Source organism: Azospirillum sp. INR13 (assembly GCF_015390205.1).
In the GTDB taxonomy this organism is placed as follows: domain Bacteria; phylum Pseudomonadota; class Alphaproteobacteria; order Azospirillales; family Azospirillaceae; genus Azospirillum.
Window position 1 is genome coordinate 1 of record NZ_VUOI01000008.1, and the last position, 19,350, is coordinate 19,350.

Annotated in this window: 23 protein-coding genes and 5 pseudogenes; 18 read left to right on the plus strand and 10 right to left on the minus strand. The window is 67.3% G+C overall.

Translation table 11 applies throughout. The features are described 5' to 3' along the window. The coding region (locus tag F1643_RS24605; RefSeq protein ID WP_370540551.1) for a hypothetical protein at positions 1–416 on the minus strand (416 nt) is incomplete at its 3' end. On the opposite strand from F1643_RS24605, the gene F1643_RS24610 reads away from it, so the two are divergent. From F1643_RS24610 to F1643_RS08640, 15 genes and pseudogenes are all read left to right on the plus strand, one after another. Then, positions 327–782, plus strand: coding sequence for an AarF/UbiB family protein (locus F1643_RS24610; RefSeq protein ID WP_370540548.1), 456 nt, complete (start codon positions 327–329; stop codon positions 780–782). The two genes, F1643_RS24605 and F1643_RS24610, sit on opposite strands and share 90 nt — an antisense overlap. Beyond that, entirely contained in the window at positions 716–937 is a 222-nt protein-coding gene (locus F1643_RS24615; RefSeq protein WP_370540537.1) for an AarF/UbiB family protein, read from the plus strand. The genes F1643_RS24610 and F1643_RS24615 overlap by 67 nt, the downstream gene beginning before the upstream one ends. Further along, positions 934–1,362, plus strand: a complete 429-nt coding sequence (locus tag F1643_RS24620; protein WP_370540538.1) for a hypothetical protein — start codon at positions 934–936, stop codon at positions 1,360–1,362. Before F1643_RS24615 ends, F1643_RS24620 begins: the two co-directional genes overlap by 4 nt. A 354-nt stretch (positions 1,363–1,716) precedes the next feature. Continuing rightward, a complete protein-coding gene (locus tag F1643_RS22710; protein WP_255542566.1) occupies positions 1,717–1,956 on the plus strand; it encodes an S-adenosylmethionine:tRNA ribosyltransferase-isomerase in 240 nt (79 codons plus the stop codon). A gap of 26 nt (positions 1,957–1,982) precedes the next feature. Then, positions 1,983–2,599, plus strand: a pseudogene (locus tag F1643_RS22715) (S-adenosylmethionine:tRNA ribosyltransferase-isomerase). 74 nt (positions 2,600–2,673) lie between these two features. After that, positions 2,674–2,831: pseudogene (locus tag F1643_RS24625) on the plus strand (tRNA-guanine transglycosylase); the annotation flags it as partial. A gap of 139 nt (positions 2,832–2,970) precedes the next feature. Continuing rightward, positions 2,971–3,186 (plus strand): hypothetical protein, encoded by a 216-nt coding sequence (locus tag F1643_RS24630; RefSeq protein WP_370540549.1) that lies wholly within the window; start codon positions 2,971–2,973, stop codon positions 3,184–3,186. Further along, positions 3,174–3,671, plus strand: a pseudogene (locus tag F1643_RS24635) (tRNA-guanine transglycosylase); the annotation flags it as partial. The gene F1643_RS24630 and the pseudogene F1643_RS24635, both read left to right, overlap by 13 nt. A gap of 104 nt (positions 3,672–3,775) precedes the next feature. After that, positions 3,776–4,241 (plus strand): annotated as a pseudogene (gene queF / locus F1643_RS08615) (preQ(1) synthase). Beyond that, positions 4,228–5,296 (plus strand): annotated as a pseudogene (queG, locus tag F1643_RS08620) (tRNA epoxyqueuosine(34) reductase QueG). Before queF ends, queG begins: the two co-directional pseudogenes overlap by 14 nt. Positions 5,297–5,497: 201 nt before the next feature. Continuing rightward, complete coding sequence (locus F1643_RS08625; RefSeq protein ID WP_194912601.1) at positions 5,498–5,839, plus strand: hypothetical protein; 342 nt, start codon at positions 5,498–5,500, stop codon at positions 5,837–5,839. A 47-nt stretch (positions 5,840–5,886) separates the two neighbouring features. Further along, positions 5,887–6,135: a hypothetical protein gene (locus F1643_RS08630; RefSeq protein WP_194912602.1), complete on the plus strand. Its 249-nt coding sequence runs from the start codon at positions 5,887–5,889 to the stop codon at positions 6,133–6,135. An 82-nt stretch (positions 6,136–6,217) separates the two neighbouring features. Further along, the gene (locus tag F1643_RS22720) at positions 6,218–7,069 is read left to right on the plus strand and encodes a GNAT family N-acetyltransferase (protein ID WP_255542567.1); all 852 of its coding nucleotides are present in this window, start codon (positions 6,218–6,220) and stop codon (positions 7,067–7,069) included. Beyond that, on the plus strand, positions 7,015–7,326 hold the full coding sequence (locus F1643_RS22725) for a sterol carrier protein domain-containing protein (protein WP_255542568.1): 312 nt from the start codon (positions 7,015–7,017) through the stop codon (positions 7,324–7,326). Before F1643_RS22720 ends, F1643_RS22725 begins: the two co-directional genes overlap by 55 nt. 119 nt (positions 7,327–7,445) lie before the next feature. Further along, positions 7,446–9,863, plus strand: coding sequence for a methyl-accepting chemotaxis protein (locus tag F1643_RS08640; protein ID WP_194912603.1), 2,418 nt, complete (start codon positions 7,446–7,448; stop codon positions 9,861–9,863). 50 nt (positions 9,864–9,913) lie between these two features. Here the strand turns inward: F1643_RS08640 and F1643_RS08645 are convergent, their stop codons facing one another. Next, positions 9,914–10,396 carry a CYTH domain-containing protein gene (locus F1643_RS08645; protein ID WP_194912604.1) on the minus strand — a complete coding sequence of 161 codons (483 nt, stop codon included), beginning with the start codon at positions 10,394–10,396 and terminating at the stop codon, positions 9,914–9,916. A 160-nt stretch (positions 10,397–10,556) separates the two neighbouring features. Between F1643_RS08645 and F1643_RS08650 the strand changes: the two genes are divergently transcribed. After that, entirely contained in the window at positions 10,557–10,802 is a 246-nt protein-coding gene (locus tag F1643_RS08650) for a hypothetical protein (protein ID WP_194912605.1), read from the plus strand. A 20-nt stretch (positions 10,803–10,822) separates the two neighbouring features. Here the strand turns inward: F1643_RS08650 and F1643_RS08655 are convergent, their stop codons facing one another. Beyond that, positions 10,823–10,978, minus strand: a complete 156-nt coding sequence (locus F1643_RS08655) for a DUF3309 family protein (RefSeq protein WP_082860756.1) — start codon at positions 10,976–10,978, stop codon at positions 10,823–10,825. Between the two features lie 324 nt (positions 10,979–11,302). Here F1643_RS08655 and F1643_RS08660 point away from each other — a divergent pair, with 324 nt between their 5' ends. Next, positions 11,303–11,638: a hypothetical protein gene (locus tag F1643_RS08660; RefSeq protein WP_194912606.1), complete on the plus strand. Its 336-nt coding sequence runs from the start codon at positions 11,303–11,305 to the stop codon at positions 11,636–11,638. A gap of 31 nt (positions 11,639–11,669) precedes the next feature. Here F1643_RS08660 and F1643_RS08665 read toward each other — a convergent pair whose 3' ends face one another. Then, a complete protein-coding gene (locus tag F1643_RS08665; RefSeq protein ID WP_194912607.1) occupies positions 11,670–12,593 on the minus strand; it encodes a phosphatidylcholine/phosphatidylserine synthase in 924 nt (307 codons plus the stop codon). Continuing rightward, positions 12,590–13,288, minus strand: a complete 699-nt coding sequence (locus F1643_RS08670) for a phosphatidylserine decarboxylase (RefSeq protein WP_370540539.1) — start codon at positions 13,286–13,288, stop codon at positions 12,590–12,592. The genes F1643_RS08665 and F1643_RS08670 overlap by 4 nt, the downstream gene beginning before the upstream one ends. 131 nt (positions 13,289–13,419) lie before the next feature. Here F1643_RS08670 and F1643_RS08675 point away from each other — a divergent pair, with 131 nt between their 5' ends. Further along, the gene (locus F1643_RS08675; RefSeq protein WP_194912611.1) at positions 13,420–13,890 is read left to right on the plus strand and encodes a hypothetical protein; all 471 of its coding nucleotides are present in this window, start codon (positions 13,420–13,422) and stop codon (positions 13,888–13,890) included. Between the two features lie 25 nt (positions 13,891–13,915). Here the strand turns inward: F1643_RS08675 and F1643_RS08680 are convergent, their stop codons facing one another. The 5 genes from F1643_RS08680 to F1643_RS08700 all read right to left on the minus strand — a co-directional run bounded on the left by F1643_RS08680 (position 13,916) and on the right by F1643_RS08700 (position 19,207). Further along, positions 13,916–14,356, minus strand: a complete 441-nt coding sequence (locus F1643_RS08680; protein ID WP_194912613.1) for a DUF29 domain-containing protein — start codon at positions 14,354–14,356, stop codon at positions 13,916–13,918. Between the two features lie 75 nt (positions 14,357–14,431). Continuing rightward, entirely contained in the window at positions 14,432–15,520 is a 1,089-nt protein-coding gene (locus F1643_RS08685) for a BMP family ABC transporter substrate-binding protein (RefSeq protein WP_194912772.1), read from the minus strand. A 79-nt stretch (positions 15,521–15,599) separates the two neighbouring features. Continuing rightward, positions 15,600–16,529 (minus strand): ABC transporter permease, encoded by a 930-nt coding sequence (locus F1643_RS08690; protein ID WP_014248382.1) that lies wholly within the window; start codon positions 16,527–16,529, stop codon positions 15,600–15,602. Further along, the gene (locus F1643_RS08695) at positions 16,526–17,602 is read right to left on the minus strand and encodes an ABC transporter permease (RefSeq protein WP_194912614.1); all 1,077 of its coding nucleotides are present in this window, start codon (positions 17,600–17,602) and stop codon (positions 16,526–16,528) included. The genes F1643_RS08690 and F1643_RS08695 overlap by 4 nt, the downstream gene beginning before the upstream one ends. Before the next feature lie 27 nt (positions 17,603–17,629). Further along, positions 17,630–19,207, minus strand: coding sequence for an ABC transporter ATP-binding protein (locus tag F1643_RS08700; protein WP_194912615.1), 1,578 nt, complete (start codon positions 19,205–19,207; stop codon positions 17,630–17,632). Positions 19,208–19,350 lie beyond the last annotated feature (143 nt).

The following is a 19,350-nucleotide window of genomic DNA, read 5'->3' on the forward strand; positions in this document are numbered from 1 at the left end:
TTTGCAGGGGGCCGCACCACCTTGTGGGCATGCCGGAACACGATGAGAACACATGGGGGACGGGTCGCGCGATATGCGCGGGTCGGCACCGCCGTTGGCGGGCTGGCCGCGCGCCTGGCGGGCGAGCGCGTGCTGGGAATCCGCGTGGAGCGCGAACGCCACGCCGCGGAACTGCGGGCCGCACTCGGCGGGCTGAAGGGGCCGCTGATGAAGGTGGCGCAGATCCTGTCCACCATCCCGACGCCCTGCCGAAGGAATACACCCAGGAACTGGCGCAGCTTCAGGCCGACGCGCCGTCGATGGGCTGGCCCTTCGTCAAGCGGCGGATGGCGAGCGAACTTGGTCCAAGCTGGCAGTCGCGCTTCCAGAGTTTCGAGCACACGGCCGCCGCCGCCGCGTCGCTGGGTCAGGTCCACAAGGCTATCGGCCCGACGGGCGGGAGCTTGCTGCAAGCTGCAATATCCGACATGGCCTCGGCGGTGGAGGCCGACCTGCGGCAGCTGGGCCTGATCTTCGCGATCTTCGAGCGCACCGACAGCGCCATCTCCACCGCCAGATCCAGAAGGAAATCGGCGCCCGTCTGCGCGAGGAGCTGGATTACGAGCGGGAGGCCAAACACGCCGCCTCTACCAGTCGATGCTGGCCGGCACGCAGGGCGTCCATGTGCCGGACGTGGTGCCGGAGCTGTCGACCAAACGGCTGCTGACATGGGTGGGTGCATGGCCGCAAGATCCTGGACTTCGTCGCCGAGCATCCGGAGGCGCGCGACGAGCTGGCGATGAACATGTTCCGCGCCTGGTACGTGCCCTTCTACAATTACGGCGTCATCCATGGCGACCCGCATCTGGGCAACTACACGGTCCGGCCCGACCGCTCGATCAACCTGCTGGATTTCGGCTGCATCCGCGTCTTCAAGCCAGTTTCGTCAAGGGCGTGATCGATCTCTACAACGCGCTGCGCACCGACAACCGCGAGCAGGCGGTGGAGGCCTATCGCACCTGGGGCTTCGTCAACCCGTCGAACGAGCTGGTCGACGTGCTGAACATCTGGCGCGCTTCGTCTACGCCCGATCATGGAGGACCGCCAGCGCAAGATCGAGGAGACCAACGGCGGGCATTACGGCCGGGAGACGGCGGGCAAAGTCCATGCGAGCTGCGCCGCGTCGGCGGCGTCGAGATCCCGCGCGAGTTCGTCTTCATGGACCGCGCCGCGGTCGGGCTGGGTTCGGTCTTCCTGCATCTGAAGGCGGAGCTGAACTGGTACCAGATGTTCCAGGGGCTGATCCGCGACTTCGACGTCGATGCGCTGACGGCACGGCAGAGCGCGGCGCTGGCGGCGCAAGGGTTGCCGCAGGCGGAGTGAAGGGGGGCGCTCGGGTTCCTTGCGGCGTTAAACCCCACCTATCTCCCCACTGGGTGGGGGAGGGACTGCCGCCGCCGCCTGCACAAGCGCTTGCCCCTCCCCGCCCAGCGGGGAGGGATGGGGGGGGTCTAACGTCGCAAGAAGCCAGCCCCCAAACCTTCCCATCCGCCCACCGTTCAGTCTATAGCTTGCCCCTCCCATGAAGACCGCCGATTTCGACTTCAACCTGCCGCCCGACCGGATCGCGCGAGCATCCCGTCCGGCCGCGTGACGCCGCCCGCCTGCTGGAGGTGGGTTCCTCCTTTCGCGACCTCATCGTGCGGGACCTGCGACGCTGTTGCAGCCGGGCGACTGATGGTGGTCAACGACACCCGCGTCATCCCCGCCCGGCTCGATGGCCGGCGCGGTGAGGTGGCGGTGGAGATCACGCTGCACAAGCGGCTGGGCGAACGGGAATGGGCGACCTTCTCCAAGCCCGGCAAGCGGCTGAAGCCCGGCGACACCATCGTCATTGCGGACAATTTCAGCGCCGAGGTGGTCGCCAAGGACGGGATGGAGGTGCGTCTGCGCTTCTCCGCCGGCGGGCGGAGTTGATGGAGGCGCTGCACCGCCACGGCCGGATGCCGCTGCGCCCTACATCCGCCGCAAGGCGACGAGGGCGACAACGCCGATTACCAGACCGTCTTCGCCGCCCGCGAAGGCGCCGTCGCCGCCCGACCGCCGGGCTGCACTTCACGCCGGAGCTGCTGGCGGCGCTGGACAAACGCGGGGTGCGGCGGGTGCCGGTCACGCTGCATGTCGGCGCCGGCACCTTCCTGCGGTGAAGGTCGACGACATCGCCGACCACAAGATGCACAGCGAGTGGGGCGAGATTTCTCCGGAGACCGCCGCCGCGGTGAACGAGACGCGCAAGGCCGGCGGCCGGATCGTCTCGGTCGGCACCACGGCGCTACGCATCCTGGAGACGGCGGGCCAGCCGGACGGGACGCTGGTCCCGTTCAGCGGCGACACCGACATCTTCATCACCCCCGGCTACCGTTTCCGCATCGTCGATCTGCTGTGGACCAACTTCCACCTGCCGAAATCGACCCTGTTCATGCTGGTCTGCGCCTTCGCCGGCTACGACCGCATGCGGCGGCCTACGCCCACGCCATCGACACCCACTATCGCTTCTTCAGCTACGGCGACGCCTCGCTGCTGCACAGGACGGACCCATCATGACCGGCATCGGCTTTGACCTTCTGGCGACCGACGGGCGGGCGGCGCGGCCGCGTGACCACCGCCCACGGCACCATCGAGACGCCGGCCTTCATGCCGGTCGGCACTGCGGCGACGGTGAAGGCGATGACCACGACGCGGTGGCCTCCACGGGCGCGGAAATCCTGCTGGGCAACACCTACCATCTGATGCTGCGCCCGACGGCGGAGCGGGTGGCGCAGCTTGGCGGCCTGCACCGCTTCATGAACTGGGACAAGCCGATCCTGACCGACAGCGGCGGCTTCCAGGTGATGAGCCTGTCCGACTGCGCACCATGTCGGAGGAAGGCGTCACTTCAAATCGCACCTGGACGGCAGCCGCCACCATCTGACGCCGGAACGCTCCATCCAGATCCAGCACATGCTGGACAGCAACATCACCATGTGCCTGGACGAGTGCACGCCCTTCCCGGCGACGGAAGCGCAGGCGGAATCCTCCATGCGCCTGTCGATGCGCTGGGCGCGCCGCAGCAAGGACGCTTTCGTCGAGCGCCCGGCTACGGCCTGTTCGGCATCGTCCAGGGCAGCGTCTATCCGGAGCAGCGGGCGGAGAGCGTCGCCGCCCTGACCGACATCGGCTTCGACGGCTACGCCATCGGCGGACTGGCGGTCGGCGAGGGTCAGGAGACGATGTTCCGCGTGCTGGACTTCACCGAGCCGCTGATGGTCAAGGACCGGCCGCGCTACCTGATGGGCGTCGGGCGCCGAGCGACCTGATCGGTGCGGTGCGGCGCGGCGTCGACATGTTCGACTGCGTGATGCCGACCCGCTCGGGCCGCACCGGTCAGGCCTTCGTCCGCCGCGGCACATCAACATCCGCAACGCCCGCCATGCCCATGACGAGCGTCCGCTCGACGCCGAATGCGGCTGCCCCGCTTGCCGCAGCTACAGCCGGGGCTATCTGCATCATCTGTTCAAGGCGGAAGAGATGCTGGGGCCGATGCTGCTGACTGGCACAACCTGCATTACTACCAGGACGTGATGCGGACGATGCGGCAGGCCATCCAGGACGGCAATTTCGAAGAGGTCGCCGCGCAATGGAAGCCCGTCTGAACGAGGGCGACATCGAGGCGACCGTGGACCCCATCGCCAAGCCCGGCAAGCCGCCGAAACAGGGCCGCCGCCCAAGAAGGACCGGGTGGCGGAGGAAAAGACCGATGACTGAGAACATTTACGCCGGCCTGACCAGCTCGGAGGCTCCACCGTCCAGCCAAGACTCCGGAAGAGGCGGTGCTGGAGCGGGTGCCGAACCCGAACCCCGGCGATGCCTATTGCGTGCGCTTCACCGCGCCGGAATTCACCTCGCTCTGCCCGATCACCGGCCAGCCGGACTTCGCCCATCTGATGATCGACTATGTGCCGGGCGACTGGCTGGTCGAAATCGAAGTCGCTGAAGCTGTTCCTGACCAGCTTCCGCAACCACGGCGCCTTCCACGAGGCCTGCACCGTCGGCATCGGCAAGCGGCTGGTGGACGAGTTGTCGCCGGTGTGGGCTGCGCATCGGCGGCTATTGGTATCCGCGCGGCGGCATCCCCATCGACGTGTTCTTCCAAGACCGGCGAGCCGCCGAAGGGCGTCTGGATCCCGTCGCAGGACGTCCCGACCTACCGTGGCCGCGGCTAAGCCCGCTCCGCTGGCGTCCGCCGACCCGGCTCGGCTGCGGGAGGCCATCCGCAACCGCGCGCTGGCGGGAGGGTTCGACGCGTGGGATTCGCCCCCGCCGCGTTGGGACCGGAAAGCCCGCGAGCGTCTCGCCCGCTTCGTGGCGGAAGGCCGGCACGGCGACATGGGATGGATGGCCGAGCGCAGCGACCAGCGCAGCCATCCGCAATCCCTGTGGGACGAGGCGCGCACCGTCATCGCGCTGGCACCAGCTACGCCCCGCATGACGACCCGCGCCGGCTGGCGGAGCATCCCGACCGTGGCGTCGTTTCCGTCTATGCCCGCAACCGCGATTACCACGACCTGATCAAGGGGCGGCTGAAGACTCTGGCCCAATGGCTGGCTCACCAGACCAAGGCGGGGGTGAAGGTGTTCGTCGACACCGCGCCCGTGATGGAAAAGCCGCTGGCGGCGCAGGCCGGATTGGGCTGGCAGGGCAAGCACACCAATCTGGTATCGCGTGACCATGGTTCCTGGCTGTTCCTGGGTGAGATCTACACCACCCTGGAACTGCCGCCCGACCCGCCGGCGCGCGACCGCTGCGGCTCCTGCGACCGCTGTCAGGTCGCCTGCCCGACCGCCGCCTTTCCGGCGCCCTACCAGATCGACGCCCGGCGCTGCATCAGCTACCTGACCATCGAGCACAAGGGACCGATCCCCGACGAACTCAAGCCGCTGATGGGCAACCGCATCTATGGCTGTGACGATTGCCTTGCCGCCTGCCCCTGGAACAAGTTCGCCCGCGCCACCCGTGAGCCGGCCTTCCTGCGCGCGCCGAACTGACGGCGCCCCGGCTGGCCGACTTGGCCCAGCTGGACGATGCCGGCTTCCGGCAGGTGTTCAGCGGCTCCCCCATCAAGCGCATCGGCCGCGACCGCTTCGTCCGCAACGTGCTGGTCGCCATCGGGAACAGTGGCAACCCGGCGTTGCGGCCGGTTGCGGCGGCTCTGTGCAAGGATCCGAGCGACGTGGTGCGCGAGGCTGCCGGATGGGCAGTGGCACGGTTGAGTCTCTAGCAGGCGCCAAGCTACCTACGTGCACTCTTGAAGTACCGTTTCCAAGATCTCCCGATTCACGCTCAGCTCCCAACCTATGGCAGAATAGCTCGCAGAATATTTCTTTTTGCCTCGTTCTCGCCGTGGGGAGCACCAAATGACAAGGCGTTGGACATTTAACCAAGGCTTATGAATATTTCGGCGCAAAGCCGGTAAATCCAGATGGAGTTGGTCAGCGAAATCTGGCGATGGGCGCGTGGTGGTGCTCACTATATGGAAGATGAGATTAAGAATTTGAACGGGACGATGGTTCTCGATGTATATGGGAATCCGAGATTAGCGGATTGGACCAACCGCATCGGCAACCGAGAGCGCATTCGCAATTTGCTTTGGGCGAGGGATCAATGTGGAGGCTTGTTTCGGGTGGTTATGAATCGGGCCAAGGACATCAATGCATCCCCTCGATCCATTTTGGCTACGTTTCCGCATGAGACACTGGTGATGCGATTGACAGATTTGAATGAGATCACCGGTGAATTCCGAGCCGAGAGCGTGTACTTCTAATCTTGAGGCTGATTTGACGTCTGAACGTTGAAATCCGGAGGGCTCAGATGACCGACATCGAGAAAGAGCAGGTGTTGGCCGCCTTGGCAGATTTTAAGTCGAGAATCGACTATTGGTGCGACCGCGTAGCCGGCAGGGGCAACATGCCTGAAGTTCGCTCTGATCCGATCCAATCGCGGCTCGACGAGCAAAGCGAACGCATCAGCCGGATGGAAGGCCGCCTGGACGAGCAGTCGCGCATCCTCGCCGCGCTGATCCCGACCCGCGTCGCCGCGGTGCCGCCTGCCGCCGAATGAGCGGAGGCCGGCCGTTTCCCTTCTCACGCCACAGCCCGACTATGGTCCGGCACATCCGGACGAACTGAGCGCCGTCGCCAGATTGGCCCGGCTCGGCTTCGGGCTATCGCGCGACCTGTTCGACCGCTATGCGGCTCTGTTCGGCCCCGACACCATCCGGGTGCTGAGACGTCCGCAAGGCAGCGGCACCACCCCGGTGGCCTGTGCCGCGCACTGGATGATGGACCAGTGGTTCGGCGGAAGCCCGGTTCCGGTACAGGCGGTCGCCATGGTGGCGGTCGATCCGGCCCTGCGCGGCGCCGGCCTTGGCAAGACACTGATGCAGTCGCTGCTGATGGAGGCGCGTGCCGCCGGAGCAGTCCTGTCGATCCTCTGCCCCGCCACGCTGCCATTCTATCGCGGACTGGGGTACGGGTGCGGAGGCGTCACCTGCCAGTGGAGCGCACCGCCCACCGCCTTCGCCACGCCGCCATCCCGCGCAGCAGTCCTTCGGCCGGCGGATCCGCTCGACGCCGCGCCGCTGGCCCTGCTCCGCCGTCCATTGCTGGCCGACGGAAACGGGTTGCCGGAACGGACGGAGGCACTGTGGACGCTTGCCCTCTGTCCGGACGGCGATCCGGCCGACCTGTTCCGCGACGCAGACGGATACATCGCCATCATTCCGCCGCGGGATCGGCGGCTTGCGGTCGCCGACCACTGCCTGCCCTCCGGCGCAACGATGGGCGGGGCGATGGGCCTGCTGGAAGGCTTCCGCGCCCAGGTGGACCGGGTCACATGGTCCGGCGGTCCAACGACTCTCTGGCGCTGCTGGCTGGTGACGGCTTGCGGCTGGACGGACGGGAAGAGTGGCTGGTCCGGCCGTTGGACGTTGCGACGGCGTTGGAGAAACGCGGCTATCCGGCCGGCCTCACCGAATCGGCTACTTTCGAGATAAGAGATCCCTTAATTTTCGGCAATTGCGGGCGATACCATCTTGAGGTTGCCCATTCCACGGGGAATATCTCTCAAATCGAGCAAGTTGTCGAGGCGCCGGCCAGGATGGAGATCGGCACCTTTGCCAGTCTGTTCACCGGACACGCAAGCGCTCGCGCATTGTGGCGGGCGGGTTTGCTTCATGGTGAAGAAAAGATGATCGACCGGCTGCAGCGCATATTTTGCGGCGCGGCGCCCTGGATGCCTGACCGCTTTTGAAATAAGGCAGTTTCCTGACCTGAATCAAACCGGACGTTAACCGACCTGTGGTTCAATCGGATAATGATCGGGAGAAAAGCGTCTCCGGAAGGGCGACGCGAGCGGGGAGTCCACCATTCATGACGATCGGAACGCGGATCGCGCTTGGCTTCGCCACCGTGCTGCTTCTGACGGTTGGCGTGGCGTTCGTCGGCTGGAACAGCCTCAGCACCTATGCCGAGCGCGTGGATCTGGCGGCCCACACCGCCGATCTCGACACGCGGCTGAAGTCGGTGCGGCTGGAAGAGGCGCGCTTCGTGACGGAACGCGACGCCAAGGCCGCGGCCAATGTTCCCGGCATGCTGGACGCCCTGCAGGCCGAAGCGCAGGAGACCCGCGCCGCGCTCGCCGACGGGGAAGGCCGGCGCCTGTTGGACGAGGTGCGTTCGGGCATCGATGGCTACCGCACCGCCTTCACCAACTTCGTCACCCAGGACGCCGAGGCGCACGCCCGCACCGCCAGCATGGAAACGCGCGCGCGCGCCCTGCGCGAGATCGCCGAGAAGATCGGCAAGCAACAGTCGGAGCGCTATGACCTGAACATGGCCAGCAAGCGCGACGCCGACGCCGAACTGCGCCATGCCATGGACACCGCCGAGCGGGCCAACCGCGTGATCGAACGGGTTCTGGAGGTCCGCCGCCGGCAGAGCGATCTGCGGCGCAATCCCGAGGAGGCGCTGGCCGCCCAGATCGGGGAGGCGTTGGACGAGCTTGTGCAGACCACCGACACCGTCGCCAAGGACCTTGTCGGCACCAACGACGAGACGCTGGCCGCGCGAATCGCCGACGACACCCGTGCCTACCACGGCACGGTGCAGTCCCTGCGCGGCAGGGGAGCCGCGGCGCTGGCCGATGCCGGGGTCGCCGCCGGGCTGGACGAGGCCGCACGCGGCGTGCAGGAACGCGCCGTGGAGCTTCAGCAGAACCAGGCCATCGTGACCGAGGCACTGCGCGAAGCTTCCAAATTCGCCCAGAGCGAGGTGAACGAGGCGGTGATGCTGCGCGGTCTGGCGATGCGTCTGGTGCAGGGTGCCCAGGCCGCGATGCTGGGCCAGCGCGATTTTCTGCTGTCCGGCACGTCGGAGGCCACGTCCGGCGCGAAGGCGGCGGTCGCCGCGGCGGTCAAGGAAATCCTCGACATCGCCGGGCAGGCCGGGGCCGTGCTGGTCGACCAGGAAGGGCGCGCACTGATCGCCGCCATCACCGACGCCGCCCGCGCTTTCGACTCGGAATTCGCAGCGCTATCGGCGGCCGCCGCCAAGCAGCACGAGGCGTCGGCCGCCATGGCCCAGGCCTCCTCCGCGGTCAGCGGACAGGTCGGCCGGCTGGTCACCCTCCAGCGTGAGGACCGCGAGGCCGGCCGCGCCAGCGCCGGCATGGTGATCGCCATCGGTGCGGCGGTCGCCCTGCTGCTGGGCGCGCTGATGGCCTGGATCATCGACCGCGCGATCACCCACCCGCTGCACGCCATGACCGGCGCCATGGGCCGGCTGGCCGAAGGCGACCTGACGGTGGAAATCCCCGGCGGCGACCGCAAGGACGAGATGCGCCACATGGCCGACGCCATGACCATCTTCAAGGACAATGCCCTTGAGATGCAGCGGATGGAACGCGAACGCGAGGAGATGCGCATCCAGATCGACGCCGACCGGCGCCGCACCATGAACGAGTTCGCCAACGGCTTCGAGCAGGCAGTGTCCGGCGTGGTGATGTCGCTGACCGAATCGGCGGGGTCGCTGGGTCGCGACGCTCAGGAGATGTCGTCCGATGCGGCGCTGACCACCGCCAAGTCCACCGCCGTCGCCACCGCCTCGCAACAGGCGACCGCGAATGTCCAGACCGTCGCCGCAGCGGCGGAGGAGCTGTCCGCCTCCATCGCCGAAATCTCGCGCCAGCTGAACGCCAGCTCCGCCACCGCATCCGGCGCCGCCGACAAGGCGGTGCAGACCAACAGCATCGTCGAAGGCCTGTCGCTCGCCGCCGAGCGGATCGGTCAGGTCGTCGGGCTGATCGGCGAGATCGCGGAGCAGACGAACCTGCTGGCGCTCAACGCCACCATCGAAGCGGCCCGCGCGGGAGAGGCCGGCAAGGGCTTCGCCGTGGTGGCGACGGAGGTGAAGAACCTTGCCGGCCAGACCGCCAAGGCGACGGAGGAGATCTCCGCCCAGGTCGCGGAGATGCAGACCGCCACCTCCAGCGCCGTGGCGGCCATCCGCACCATCTCCGACGCGGTGACGGCCATCAGCGGAACCGTCACCGACATCGCCCACGAGATGGAACAGCAGGGCAGCGCCACCCGCGAGATCGCCCAGAATGTTCAGCAGGCTGCCGAAGGCACCCAGCAGGTGATGCGCAACATCGCCGAGGTGACCACCGCCGCCACCAAGACGGGCGGCGCCGCGGATGCCGTCCTGAATGCCAGCCGCACCCTGACCGCCCAGGCCGACCGACTGCGCGGCGAGGTACAGGGATTCCTCGACAAGGTGCGGACGGCGTAGGGTGCGGAAGGCGTAACGTCTTCAGGACACCGTCGTCTGCGGCTGCCCGCTCAAGCGGCCGCAGGCGACGACCATCGTTGGATGGGTGCGCGGGATAGGGACGAGTTGCCGTAGGCCCGCAGCGTGGTGACCTCCGCCCCGATCCAGTCAGGCAACGGAACGGTCTGGTCGGGGTCTTCCAGTTCGACCTCTGCGATGATCAGGCCGGTGTTCTCACCGTGGAACACGTCGATTTCCCAGCACAGGCCATCCTGGCAGTGACGGTAGCGCGTCTTGTCGATCACCCGTCCCTCGCAGCCGTAGAGCATCAGGCGGCGGGCGAAATCCAGCGACAGGGGATGTTCCGTCTCTTCGCGGCAGGCGCCCTGCTTCAAGGATTTGATGGTGAGTGTCGCGCGGTCGTCGGCGATGCGGACGCGGACCGTGCTGATGCCGTCGGACGGCAGATATCCCTGGACGATTCGGACGCCGTCGCGGCAGAGATGCCGGACATCCTTGCGGACCAGGAATCGTCGCTCGATTTCCAGTGCCATGACTAGGCCCTTCGGACGAATTCGCCGACGACCCTAGCCGAAAGTCGCGCCCGCCTTCAACCTCGCTGTCCTGTGTGCGGCGCAACCGAGACTGCGTGCGGCTGCACTATGCCGTGACGATCGGTCGCAAACGCTCCGTCTTCGGTGCTATCCTGGAGCGATGAACGCCGATTCCTCCGCCAACGGTCTCTGGGCCGCCATTCCCTGGCTGGTCCTGTTCGCCTTGTATGGGCTGCCGCTGCTCCATGTGGCGCTGTCGCGCCGCGGTGGCGGATGGCGCCCGCCCACCGGATCACGCTGCCCCTTCGGCCCGCGCGCCGGCTGGCTGGTGATGGTGCTGATGCTGGGGCCGGTCGGGTGGCTGATGTTCGCCCTCCGCCGGCCCCGCCGTGCATCAAACGGATAGATTGCCCGATGGGTTGCGGATCAGATCCGGCCCATCAGCAGCAGAACGATCAGGACGATCAACAGCACGCCGAGGATGCCGCTGGGGCCGTACCCCCAGCCGCGGCTGTGCGGCCAGGCCGGAACGGCACCAAGAAGCAACAGAATCAGGATGATGAGCAGAATCGTGCCGAGCATGGCCTTCTCCCTTCTGATGGAGCTTTCGTGACGGACAAGCGGGATCGGAACGGGTATGCGTGGATATTGTTCCTGTCCGGCTCGAACGTGACATTTCGCCACCACCAAGGGGGGATTCGACTCCTCCGGTGCTCCCCGAACGCGATGCCTGCGGACTTCCGGCTGATCGGCCCCTGTTGACGGGGCGGCTGCGGCGTCTTAGGCTGCTTCCATGATCACGCATCGCTTCGACGGCATTCTGCGAATTAGCGGCCCGGTTCTCCTTTGAGAGCCGGGGATTTCGCTCGTCCATTCCGCAGAACCGTCTGAAGGCCTGATCACGCCATGTCCGTCACCGTGAAGACCACCGCCGCATCCGCGTCTGATGCGCGCGTCACCGCGCCCGGCCGCCGGGTCGCCTTTTCCCTGGTCGCAGATGCCGATCCCGGCACCCTGCCCCGCATCTTGGAATTCGTGGCAAAGCGCGGACTGGTCCCGCTGGCCCTGCACAGCCGCCTGACCGGGGATACGCTCGCCATCGCCATGGAGGTCGGTGATCTGCCCCAGGCGGAGACCGACCATATCGGCCGTTGCCTGGAACAGATCCCGATGGTGGCGCGGGTCATCGTTGCGGAGCTTGCCGCCACCGCATCCGCCGCGGAGCTGGTTGCGGCGGAGTAGCGGCGGCGAAACGCAGCAGGCGGAAGGCCGGTCAGACCGGCTTCCGCGGTTCCTCTCCGGGCGTTGCGATGTCGTCCGACGGCTGCGCCCCGGGAGAGGCTTCGGCCCCGGCATCCAGCCCAGGTTCCGCGATCTCCGTCCGCATCAGTTCCGCGGCACTCTGCAGCTTGCGGAACTGGAGGACGGAGAAGGGCAGCATCGACAGATAGGCCAACCCGACGATGGACAGGGTCCACCAGGGCTGGCTGACCAGCATCGCCGCCAGCAGGCCGACGCCGGCCAGCGCCGGAACCACCCATTGGGCCGGCACGCGGGCACCCTTGAAGGAGAAGGTCGGCAGGGTGCTGACCATCAGCCCGCCGATCAGCAGGGTCCAGGGCACGATCACCGCCGGATGGCCGAGAAATTGCGGCCCGATCTCGAACCCCAGAATCATCGGCAGCAGGACGAGACCGGCGCCGGCCGGAGCCGGAACGCCGGTGAAATAGTTGTAGGCCCAGGGCGGCAGATCGACCACGCCGAGTCGCGAGTTGAATCGCGCGAGACGCAGTGCGCAGCACACGGCATAGGCCATGGCGGCGATCCAGCCCAGGCTGCCCGCGCCATTCAGCCCCCACAGATACATCATGAAGGCGGGCGCGACGCCGAAGCTGATGGCGTCGGACAGGCTGTCCAACTCCTCGCCGAACTTGCTTTGGCCGTTCAGCAGGCGGGCGATCCGGCCGTCCAGCGCGTCCAGGATGGCGGCGATGACGATGGCGATGACCGCCGGCTCCCACCGCCCCTGCATGGCGAATCGGATCGCGGTCAGGCCGGAGCAGAGCGCCAGCACCGTCAGCACGTTCGGCAGCAGGTGGTTGATCGACAAGCCCTTCAGCCGCGGGTGCGGCCGGCCGGGGCGGCGCGCCCGGTGCGGGCGGAAGATCTGCTGGCGGAAGACGGGCGGTCGTTTCATCGACGCACATCCCCCTGCCGTTGCGCTTCCGTCCCGTCCAGGTCGGCCAGGATCGTCTCGCCGCCGATGGCGGTCTGGCCGACGCAGACCAGCGGGGCGACGCCGTCCGGCAGGTAGATGTCGGTGCGGCTGCCGAATCGGATCAGGCCGAACCGCTCGCCCGCCTTCACCTCCTGCCCCGCCTTGACCCACCACAGGATACGGCGCGCCACCAGACCGGCGATCTGGACATAGGCGATCTCGCGCCCGTCGGGCAGGCGGTGGCGGAAGGCCATCCGCTCGTTCTCGTCGCTGGCCTTGTCGAGCGCGGCGTTGACGAAGGTGCCCTTGTGGTATTCGGCCGCCACGATGGTGCCGTTGGCCGGCACGCGGTTGACGTGGACGTTGAAGACGTTGAGGAACACGCTGATCCGGGTCAGCGGCTTGTCGCCCATGCACAGTTCCTTGGGCGGCACGGCCTGGACGATCATGGTGACGCGCCCATCGGCCGGGCTGACCAGCAGGCCGGGCCGGGTCGGCGTCACGCGGTCCGGATCGCGGAAGAAGTAGGCGCACCAGAGCGTGAGGACCAGCCCGATCCAGCCGAGCGGCGCCCAGACGGCGAGACCGAGAACCAGGGAGACCACGGCAAAGCCGGCGATGAAGGGCCAGCCGGCACGGTGGATGGGGACGACGACGGTATCGATGGCGGACATCGCCTGCTTTCTTCGTATTTTCAGACCACAGCGAACAGCCATTCTAGACGTGCGTTCCGGGCCTTTACAGAATTTTAGCTGGCGGAGGCCATCCTGTCGTCTCAATCACCCCAGAAGCCGAGCGTACCACCTTGTCCGTTCCCGATCTGAAGACCATTCAATCGCTGGCCGAGGTGCCCGACGGCGCCCTGCCGATCAGCCCCGATTCCATCGAGATGACGCCGGAAGGCGTGCTGGGCATCGCCAAGCCGCCGCGCCCCTGCAAGCTGACCTTCATGGCGGACGGCCTGCCCTTCAACGTCGCCGTCCGGCATGAGAGCGAAGATGAGGGCGGCGGGTCGATCTGCCAGATCTGGGCCGATGTCGGCCATGTGCCCTACACCGCCCAGGCGCCCGAGCGCCGCCGCGCCCTGCTGGCGGTGCTGCGCGGGATCGAAGGGCTGCCCCATGTCCGCTTCATCGTCCAGGGCGGACAGAAGATCATCCTGTTCTCGGAAATCAGGCTGGAACACCACGCCTCGCCCGAGGACCTGTTCCACCAGACGACCCTGGTCCTGCAGGAAGCGCGTCCGTTCCTGCGGCTGCTGGGGGAGTATCTGTAAGTCGGGCGGCGTCCGAAGGCGCCGCTCAAGCATCCGGCCAGAACGACTCGTCCATCATTTCGGCGAAACCCCACGGGCAACTCGCCGGAAAGGTCGCTTCGTCCATGCCCGTCCTGATGACGGCATCGAGCCGTGCCCGCAAGTATGCTTCGGCCACCAAGTCATCCAACTTGCCTGCCAAGCTCGGGCTGTCGCGTAGAAGATATTCTATTTCTTTGCGATCGCCGGTGATGGCGGATCGCCAAGAACCGCACTGTCCAGACGGCAAGCAAGTCCAAACCAGCAGGTGCCGAAGAAGGACCCGGAGACGGTTGAGGAGTTCACGCCGCTCCCGGCGCCCCATGCTCTCGATCTCCTCGGCGATGTGCTCGATGTCCGTCGCGTCGAGTTTGCCGGCCCGCAGAAGGGCCGCCTGTTCGTTCGCCCAGGCGTAGAAATCGCGGTCGTAGAGGCTGCTTTGGTCCATGGCCCACCTCCCCACATCGCCGCCGCCGTGGCGCGGGCCGGAGGGACTCTCCCCCGGCCCGGCCCGCGGTAGCGCTTACTTCGGAACCTTGCCCTGCACGCCCTCGACGTACCAGTCCATCTTCAGGATCTGCTCGTCGGTGGCGGTCTTGCCTTCGGGGATCACGACCTTGCCGGCCTGGTCCTTGACCGGACCCTGGAAGGAGTGGCGCTTGCCCGACACGATGTCGGCCTTGAGCTGGTCGGCCATCTTCACGACGTCGGCCGGGATGGCCGGGTTGTAGGGGGCCAGTTCGACCATGCCGGTGTTGATGCCGCCCCAGGTGTCGATCGGCTTCCAGCTGCCGTCCATCACCGCCTTGACGCGCTGGACGTAATAGCCGTTCCAGTCCTCGATGATCGCGGTCAGGTGCGACTTCGGCCCGAAGCGGGTCATGTCGGACGACTGGCCGACCGACCACAGCCCACGCTCCTGCGCGGTCTGGATCGGGGCCGGGCTGTCGGTGTGCTGGACGATGACGTCGGCACCCTGGTCGATCAGCGCCTTGGCCGCCTCGGCTTCCTTGCCGGGGTCGTACCAGCTGTTGACCCAGACGACGCGAACCTCGGCCTTCGGGTTCTGCTCGCGCAGCGCGATGGTGAAGGCGTTGATGCCGCCGACCACCTCGGGAATCGGGTAGGAGCCGATGTAGCCGATGATGTTCGACTTGGTCATCTTGCCGGCGATGGCGCCCACCACCGTGCGGCCCTCATAGAAGCGGCCGGAGTAGGTCGCGACGTTCTCTGCGCGCTTGTAGCCGGTGGCGTGCTCGAACTTCACGTCGGGGTAGCGCTTGGCCACCTTCAGCGTCGGGTTCATGAAGCCGAAGGAGGTGGTGAAGATCAGCTTGTGGCCGCTGGCGGCCAGCTGCTCGACCACACGCTCCGCGTCGGCGCCTTCCGGCACATTCTCGACGAAGGTGGTGGTGACCTTGTCGCCCAGCTCCTTCTCAACGGCCAGGCGGCCCTGGTCGTGCTGGTAGCTGTAGCCGTGGTCGCTGACCGGGCCGACATAGACGAAGCCGACCTTCAGCTTGTCCTGCGCCAGGGCCGAGCCGATCCCTGCGCCCATGCCCACGCTCAGCGCGATGGCGGCGCCGGCCAGACCCAGCACCGCCTTGCCCATCGTCCTTCTGTTCACGTCGAAGCTCCTTGTTCTTGATATCTCTGTGATATGGGCTTTGTTTCGATTTCAAAACGACGCGTCAAGCATCGGGATGAAACAGTTTTCCCAGACAGGCCGGCGCGTTCAGGCGGATGCGGGCGACGTCCCGCGAAATCAGCACCAGGACCAGAACGGTAGCCAGATACGGCAGCATCGACAAGAGCTGCGAGGGCACGTCGATGCCCAGCCCCTGAACGTGCAGTTGCAGGATGGTGACGCCGCCGAACAGCCAGGCGCCCAGCATGGCGCGCACCGGCTTCCAGGTGGCGAAGACCACCAGCGCCAGCGCGATCCAGCCGCGTCCCGACGTCATGTTCTCCGCCCACATCGGCGTGTAGTCCATCGACAGGAAGGCGCCGCCCAGCCCGGCCATGGCGCCGCCGAACAGCACGGCGAGGAAGCGGATGCGCAGCACCTTGTAGCCCAGCGCGTGGGCGGCCGTGTGGTTCTCCCCCACCGCGCGCAGGACCAGCCCGGCGCGTGTGCGGTAGAGGAACAGATGGACCAGCGGCACGGCGGCGACGGCCAGATAGACCATGATGTCCTGGCCGAACAAGGCCTGCCCCACCACCGGCAGGTCGGTCAGGCCGGGGATGTACAGCTTGGGCAGCCCTTCAAGCGGAATGCCGACGAAGCCCTGCCCGATCAGCGCCGACAGTCCGACGCCGAACAGGGTGAGCGCCAGGCCGGTCGCCACCTGGTTGGCCAGCAGGAACAGGGTCAGCACCGCGAACAGCGAGGCCGTGGCGGCACCGGCCAGCGCCGCGACCAGGAAGCCGGTGACGGCGCTGCCGGTCTGGATCGTCACGGCGAAGCCGCAGACCGCGCCCACCAGCATCATGCCCTCGACACCCAGGTTGAGGACGCCGGACTTCTCGACCACCAGTTCGCCCAGCGCCGCGAACAGCAGCGGCGTCGCCGCGGCGAACATGGCGGCCAGGATCGGGCCGATCAGGGCGAAGTCGTTCATGCCACCGCCCTCCGCGTCCCGAAGCGGACCCGGTAGCGGATCAGCACGTCGCTCGCCAGCAGGAAGAACAGAAGCATGCCCTGGAACACTCCGGTGATGGCCTTGGGCAGGCCCATGGCGATCTGCGCCGCCTCGCCGCCGATGAAGGACAGCGCCATCAGCAGCGCCGCCAGCAGGATGCCGACCGGATGCAGGCGGCCAAGGAAGGCGACGATGATGGCGGTATAGCCGTAGCCCGGCGAAATGCCGGCGGTGACCTGCCCGATCGGGCCGGCGACCTCGCCCATGCCGGCGATGCCGGCCAGCGCCCCCGACAGCAGCAGAGCCAGCCAGACGATCCGCTTCTGGTCGAAGCCGGCATAGCCGGCGGCGGCCGGCGTCAGGCCGATCACCTTGATCTGGAAGCCGATGAAGGTCCGCGCGATCAGCAGCCAGCCGCCCGCCACCGCCAACAGCGCGAACAGCGCGCCCAGATGGACGCGGGTGCCGCTCCACAGGATCGGCAGCACGGCGTCGGCCTCGAACAGGCGCGATTCCGGGAAGGCGAAGCCGTCGGGGTCGCGGTAGGGGCCGTGAACCAGATAGTTCAGCAGCAGCAGCGCCACGTAGTTCAGCATCAGGCTGGTCAGGATCTCGCTGGCGTTGAAGCGCAGCCGCAGGAAGGCCGGAACCGCCGCCCAGACCGCGCCGCCGACCGCGCCGCCGATCACCATCAGCGGCAGCAGCCACCAGCCGCCCTCGCCGTAGAAGGCCAGCGCCAGCCCGCCGCCGGTGATGGCGCCCAGCGTCAGCTGGCCCTCGGCGCCGATGTTCCAGACATTGGCGCGGAAACCGATGGCAAGGCCGACGGCGCACAGCACCAGCGGGGTCGCCTTCACCACCAGCTCGCCCAGTCCGCGCACCGAGGTCAGCGGGGCGATGAAGAAGGCATGGAGCGCCTTGACGGGGTCGAATCCCAGCGCCAGGAACAGGATGAAGCCGCTGAGCAGGGTCAGCGCCACCGCCAGCAGCGGCGTGACGTAGACCATGGTCTTCGACGCCTGCCCGCGCGGCTCGAGACGGATGAAGCTCATGCGGCGTCTCCGGCAATCACGAAACCATCAGACCGCACGCGTGATCTCCCCGTCTTCGTCCGGCGGCGTGCCGAACAGGCCGCCCATCAGCAGGCCGATGCGTTCCACCGTCGTCTCGTGCGTCGGCCGGCTGTCTGACAGGCGGCCGTGGAACAGCACGGAAATCCGGTCGCTCAGCACGAACAGCTCGTCCAGGTCCTGGCTGATCACCAGTACCGCGGCGCCCGAGCGCGCCAGCCCGATCAGCGCCTTGTGGATCGCCGCCGCGGCACCGGCATCGACGCCCCAGGTCGGTTGTCCGACCACCAGCAGCTTGGGCTTCTGCAGGATCTCGCGGCCGATGATGAATTTCTGCAGGTTGCCGCCCGACAGCGAGCGCGCCTCCGCCCGGTGGCCGTGGGCGACCACGTTGAAGCCGCGGATGATCGTCTCGGCATAGGCCCGCGCCCGGCCGAAATGGACCATGCCGCCGCGCACCAGCGGCTCGCGGGCATAGCCCGACAGCAGCGCGTTCTCCGACAGGCTCAGCTCCGGCACGGCGCCGCGGCCCAGCCGCTCCTCCGGCACGAAGGCGAGCCCGAGCGTCCGGCGCGCCCGCGGCCCGAGATGTCCGGCCGACGTACCCTCGATCACCACGGACTCGGAGTCGGCGACCAGCATCTCGCCGCTGAGCGCGGCCATCAGCTCCGCCTGGCCGTTGCCGGCCACTCCGGCGATGCCCAGGATCTCGCCCGCCCGCACCTCGAAACTGACGTCCTTCAGGTTGGTGGCGAAGGGATTGTCGGAGGTGGTGGACAGGTGGCGCACCGACAGGCGCGCGGCCCCGGCGGCACCCTGCGGCGGCCGTTCGGGCGTGGACAGTTCCGCCCCCATCATCATCTCGGCAAGGCTGCGCGCGGTCTCCTGCCGCGGGTCGGTGGCACCCACCACCTTGCCGGCCCGCAGCACGGTGGCGCGGCTGCACAGCGCGCGGATCTCCTCCAGCTTGTGCGAGATGTAGAGGATCGTGCAGCCCTCCGCCGCCAGGACGCGCAGCGTCTCGAACAGCTTGGCGGCCTCCTGCGGCGTCAGGACGGAGGTCGGCTCGTCCATGATCAGCAGCTTCGGGTCCTGCAGCAGGCAGCGCACGATCTCCACCCGCTGGCGCTCGCCCACCGACAGGTGGAAGACATGGCGTTCGGGGTCGAGCGCAAGGCCATAGCGTTCGGACACGCTGCGGATGCGGTCGGCCAGCTCGTCCATCCGGCCGGCATCGTCCAGGCCGAGCGCGATGTTCTCCGTCACCGTCAGCGTGTCGAACAGCGAGAAATGCTGGAACACCATGCCGATGCCCAGCCGCCGGGCGCCGGCCGGATCGGGGACAGTGGTCTCCGCCCCCTGCCACAGCATGGTTCCGGAGTCGGGGTGCAGCACCCCGTAGATCATCTTGACCAGGGTGGATTTGCCGGCGCCGTTCTCACCCAGCAGCGCATGGATCTCGCCCGGCTGGAGGACGAGATCGACATGGTCGTTGGCGAGGCATCCGGGGAATCGCTTGGTGATGCCGCGCAGCTCCAGGCGGGGCGGCGGAGCGTCCGGGGGGAAAGTCTCGGCGTGCGAAGGCAAGGAGGGGAAATCCGGGATAAGGTCAAACCTGTATGGCAATGCCAAAGCCGTGCCACCGCTACCAACAGAGTAATCCGGTGGCACCACCGGCCGTCAACAGCCGATCCTCTGCCTATACGCAATGCATTTGCCGCTTCGGTCAT

Excerpts from the sequence above, each read along its gene's own strand:
- F1643_RS08645 (WP_194912604.1), bottom strand. The coding sequence starts at position 10,396 with ATGGCACTGGAAATCGAGCGACGATTCCTGGTCCGCAAGGATGTCCGG.
- F1643_RS08665 (WP_194912607.1), bottom strand. The coding sequence starts at position 12,593 with ATGAAACGACCGCCCGTCTTCCGCCAGCAGATCTTCCGCCCGCACCGG.
- F1643_RS08690 (WP_014248382.1), bottom strand. The coding sequence starts at position 16,529 with ATGAACGACTTCGCCCTGATCGGCCCGATCCTGGCCGCCATGTTCGCC.
- F1643_RS24610 (WP_370540548.1), top strand. The coding sequence starts at position 327 with ATGGCGAGCGAACTTGGTCCAAGCTGGCAGTCGCGCTTCCAGAGTTTC.
- F1643_RS08630 (WP_194912602.1), top strand. The coding sequence starts at position 5,887 with ATGACCGACATCGAGAAAGAGCAGGTGTTGGCCGCCTTGGCAGATTTT.
- F1643_RS08655 (WP_082860756.1), bottom strand. The coding sequence starts at position 10,978 with ATGCTCGGCACGATTCTGCTCATCATCCTGATTCTGTTGCTTCTTGGT.
- F1643_RS08680 (WP_194912613.1), bottom strand. The coding sequence starts at position 14,356 with ATGGACCAAAGCAGCCTCTACGACCGCGATTTCTACGCCTGGGCGAAC.
- F1643_RS08670 (WP_370540539.1), bottom strand. The coding sequence starts at position 13,288 with ATGTCCGCCATCGATACCGTCGTCGTCCCCATCCACCGTGCCGGCTGG.
- F1643_RS08660 (WP_194912606.1), top strand. The coding sequence starts at position 11,303 with ATGTCCGTCACCGTGAAGACCACCGCCGCATCCGCGTCTGATGCGCGC.
- F1643_RS08650 (WP_194912605.1), top strand. The coding sequence starts at position 10,557 with ATGAACGCCGATTCCTCCGCCAACGGTCTCTGGGCCGCCATTCCCTGG.
- F1643_RS22710 (WP_255542566.1), top strand. The coding sequence starts at position 1,717 with ATGGTGGTCAACGACACCCGCGTCATCCCCGCCCGGCTCGATGGCCGG.
- F1643_RS08685 (WP_194912772.1), bottom strand. The coding sequence starts at position 15,520 with ATGGGCAAGGCGGTGCTGGGTCTGGCCGGCGCCGCCATCGCGCTGAGC.
- F1643_RS08640 (WP_194912603.1), top strand. The coding sequence starts at position 7,446 with ATGACGATCGGAACGCGGATCGCGCTTGGCTTCGCCACCGTGCTGCTT.
- F1643_RS08695 (WP_194912614.1), bottom strand. The coding sequence starts at position 17,602 with ATGAGCTTCATCCGTCTCGAGCCGCGCGGGCAGGCGTCGAAGACCATG.
- F1643_RS08625 (WP_194912601.1), top strand. The coding sequence starts at position 5,498 with ATGGAGTTGGTCAGCGAAATCTGGCGATGGGCGCGTGGTGGTGCTCAC.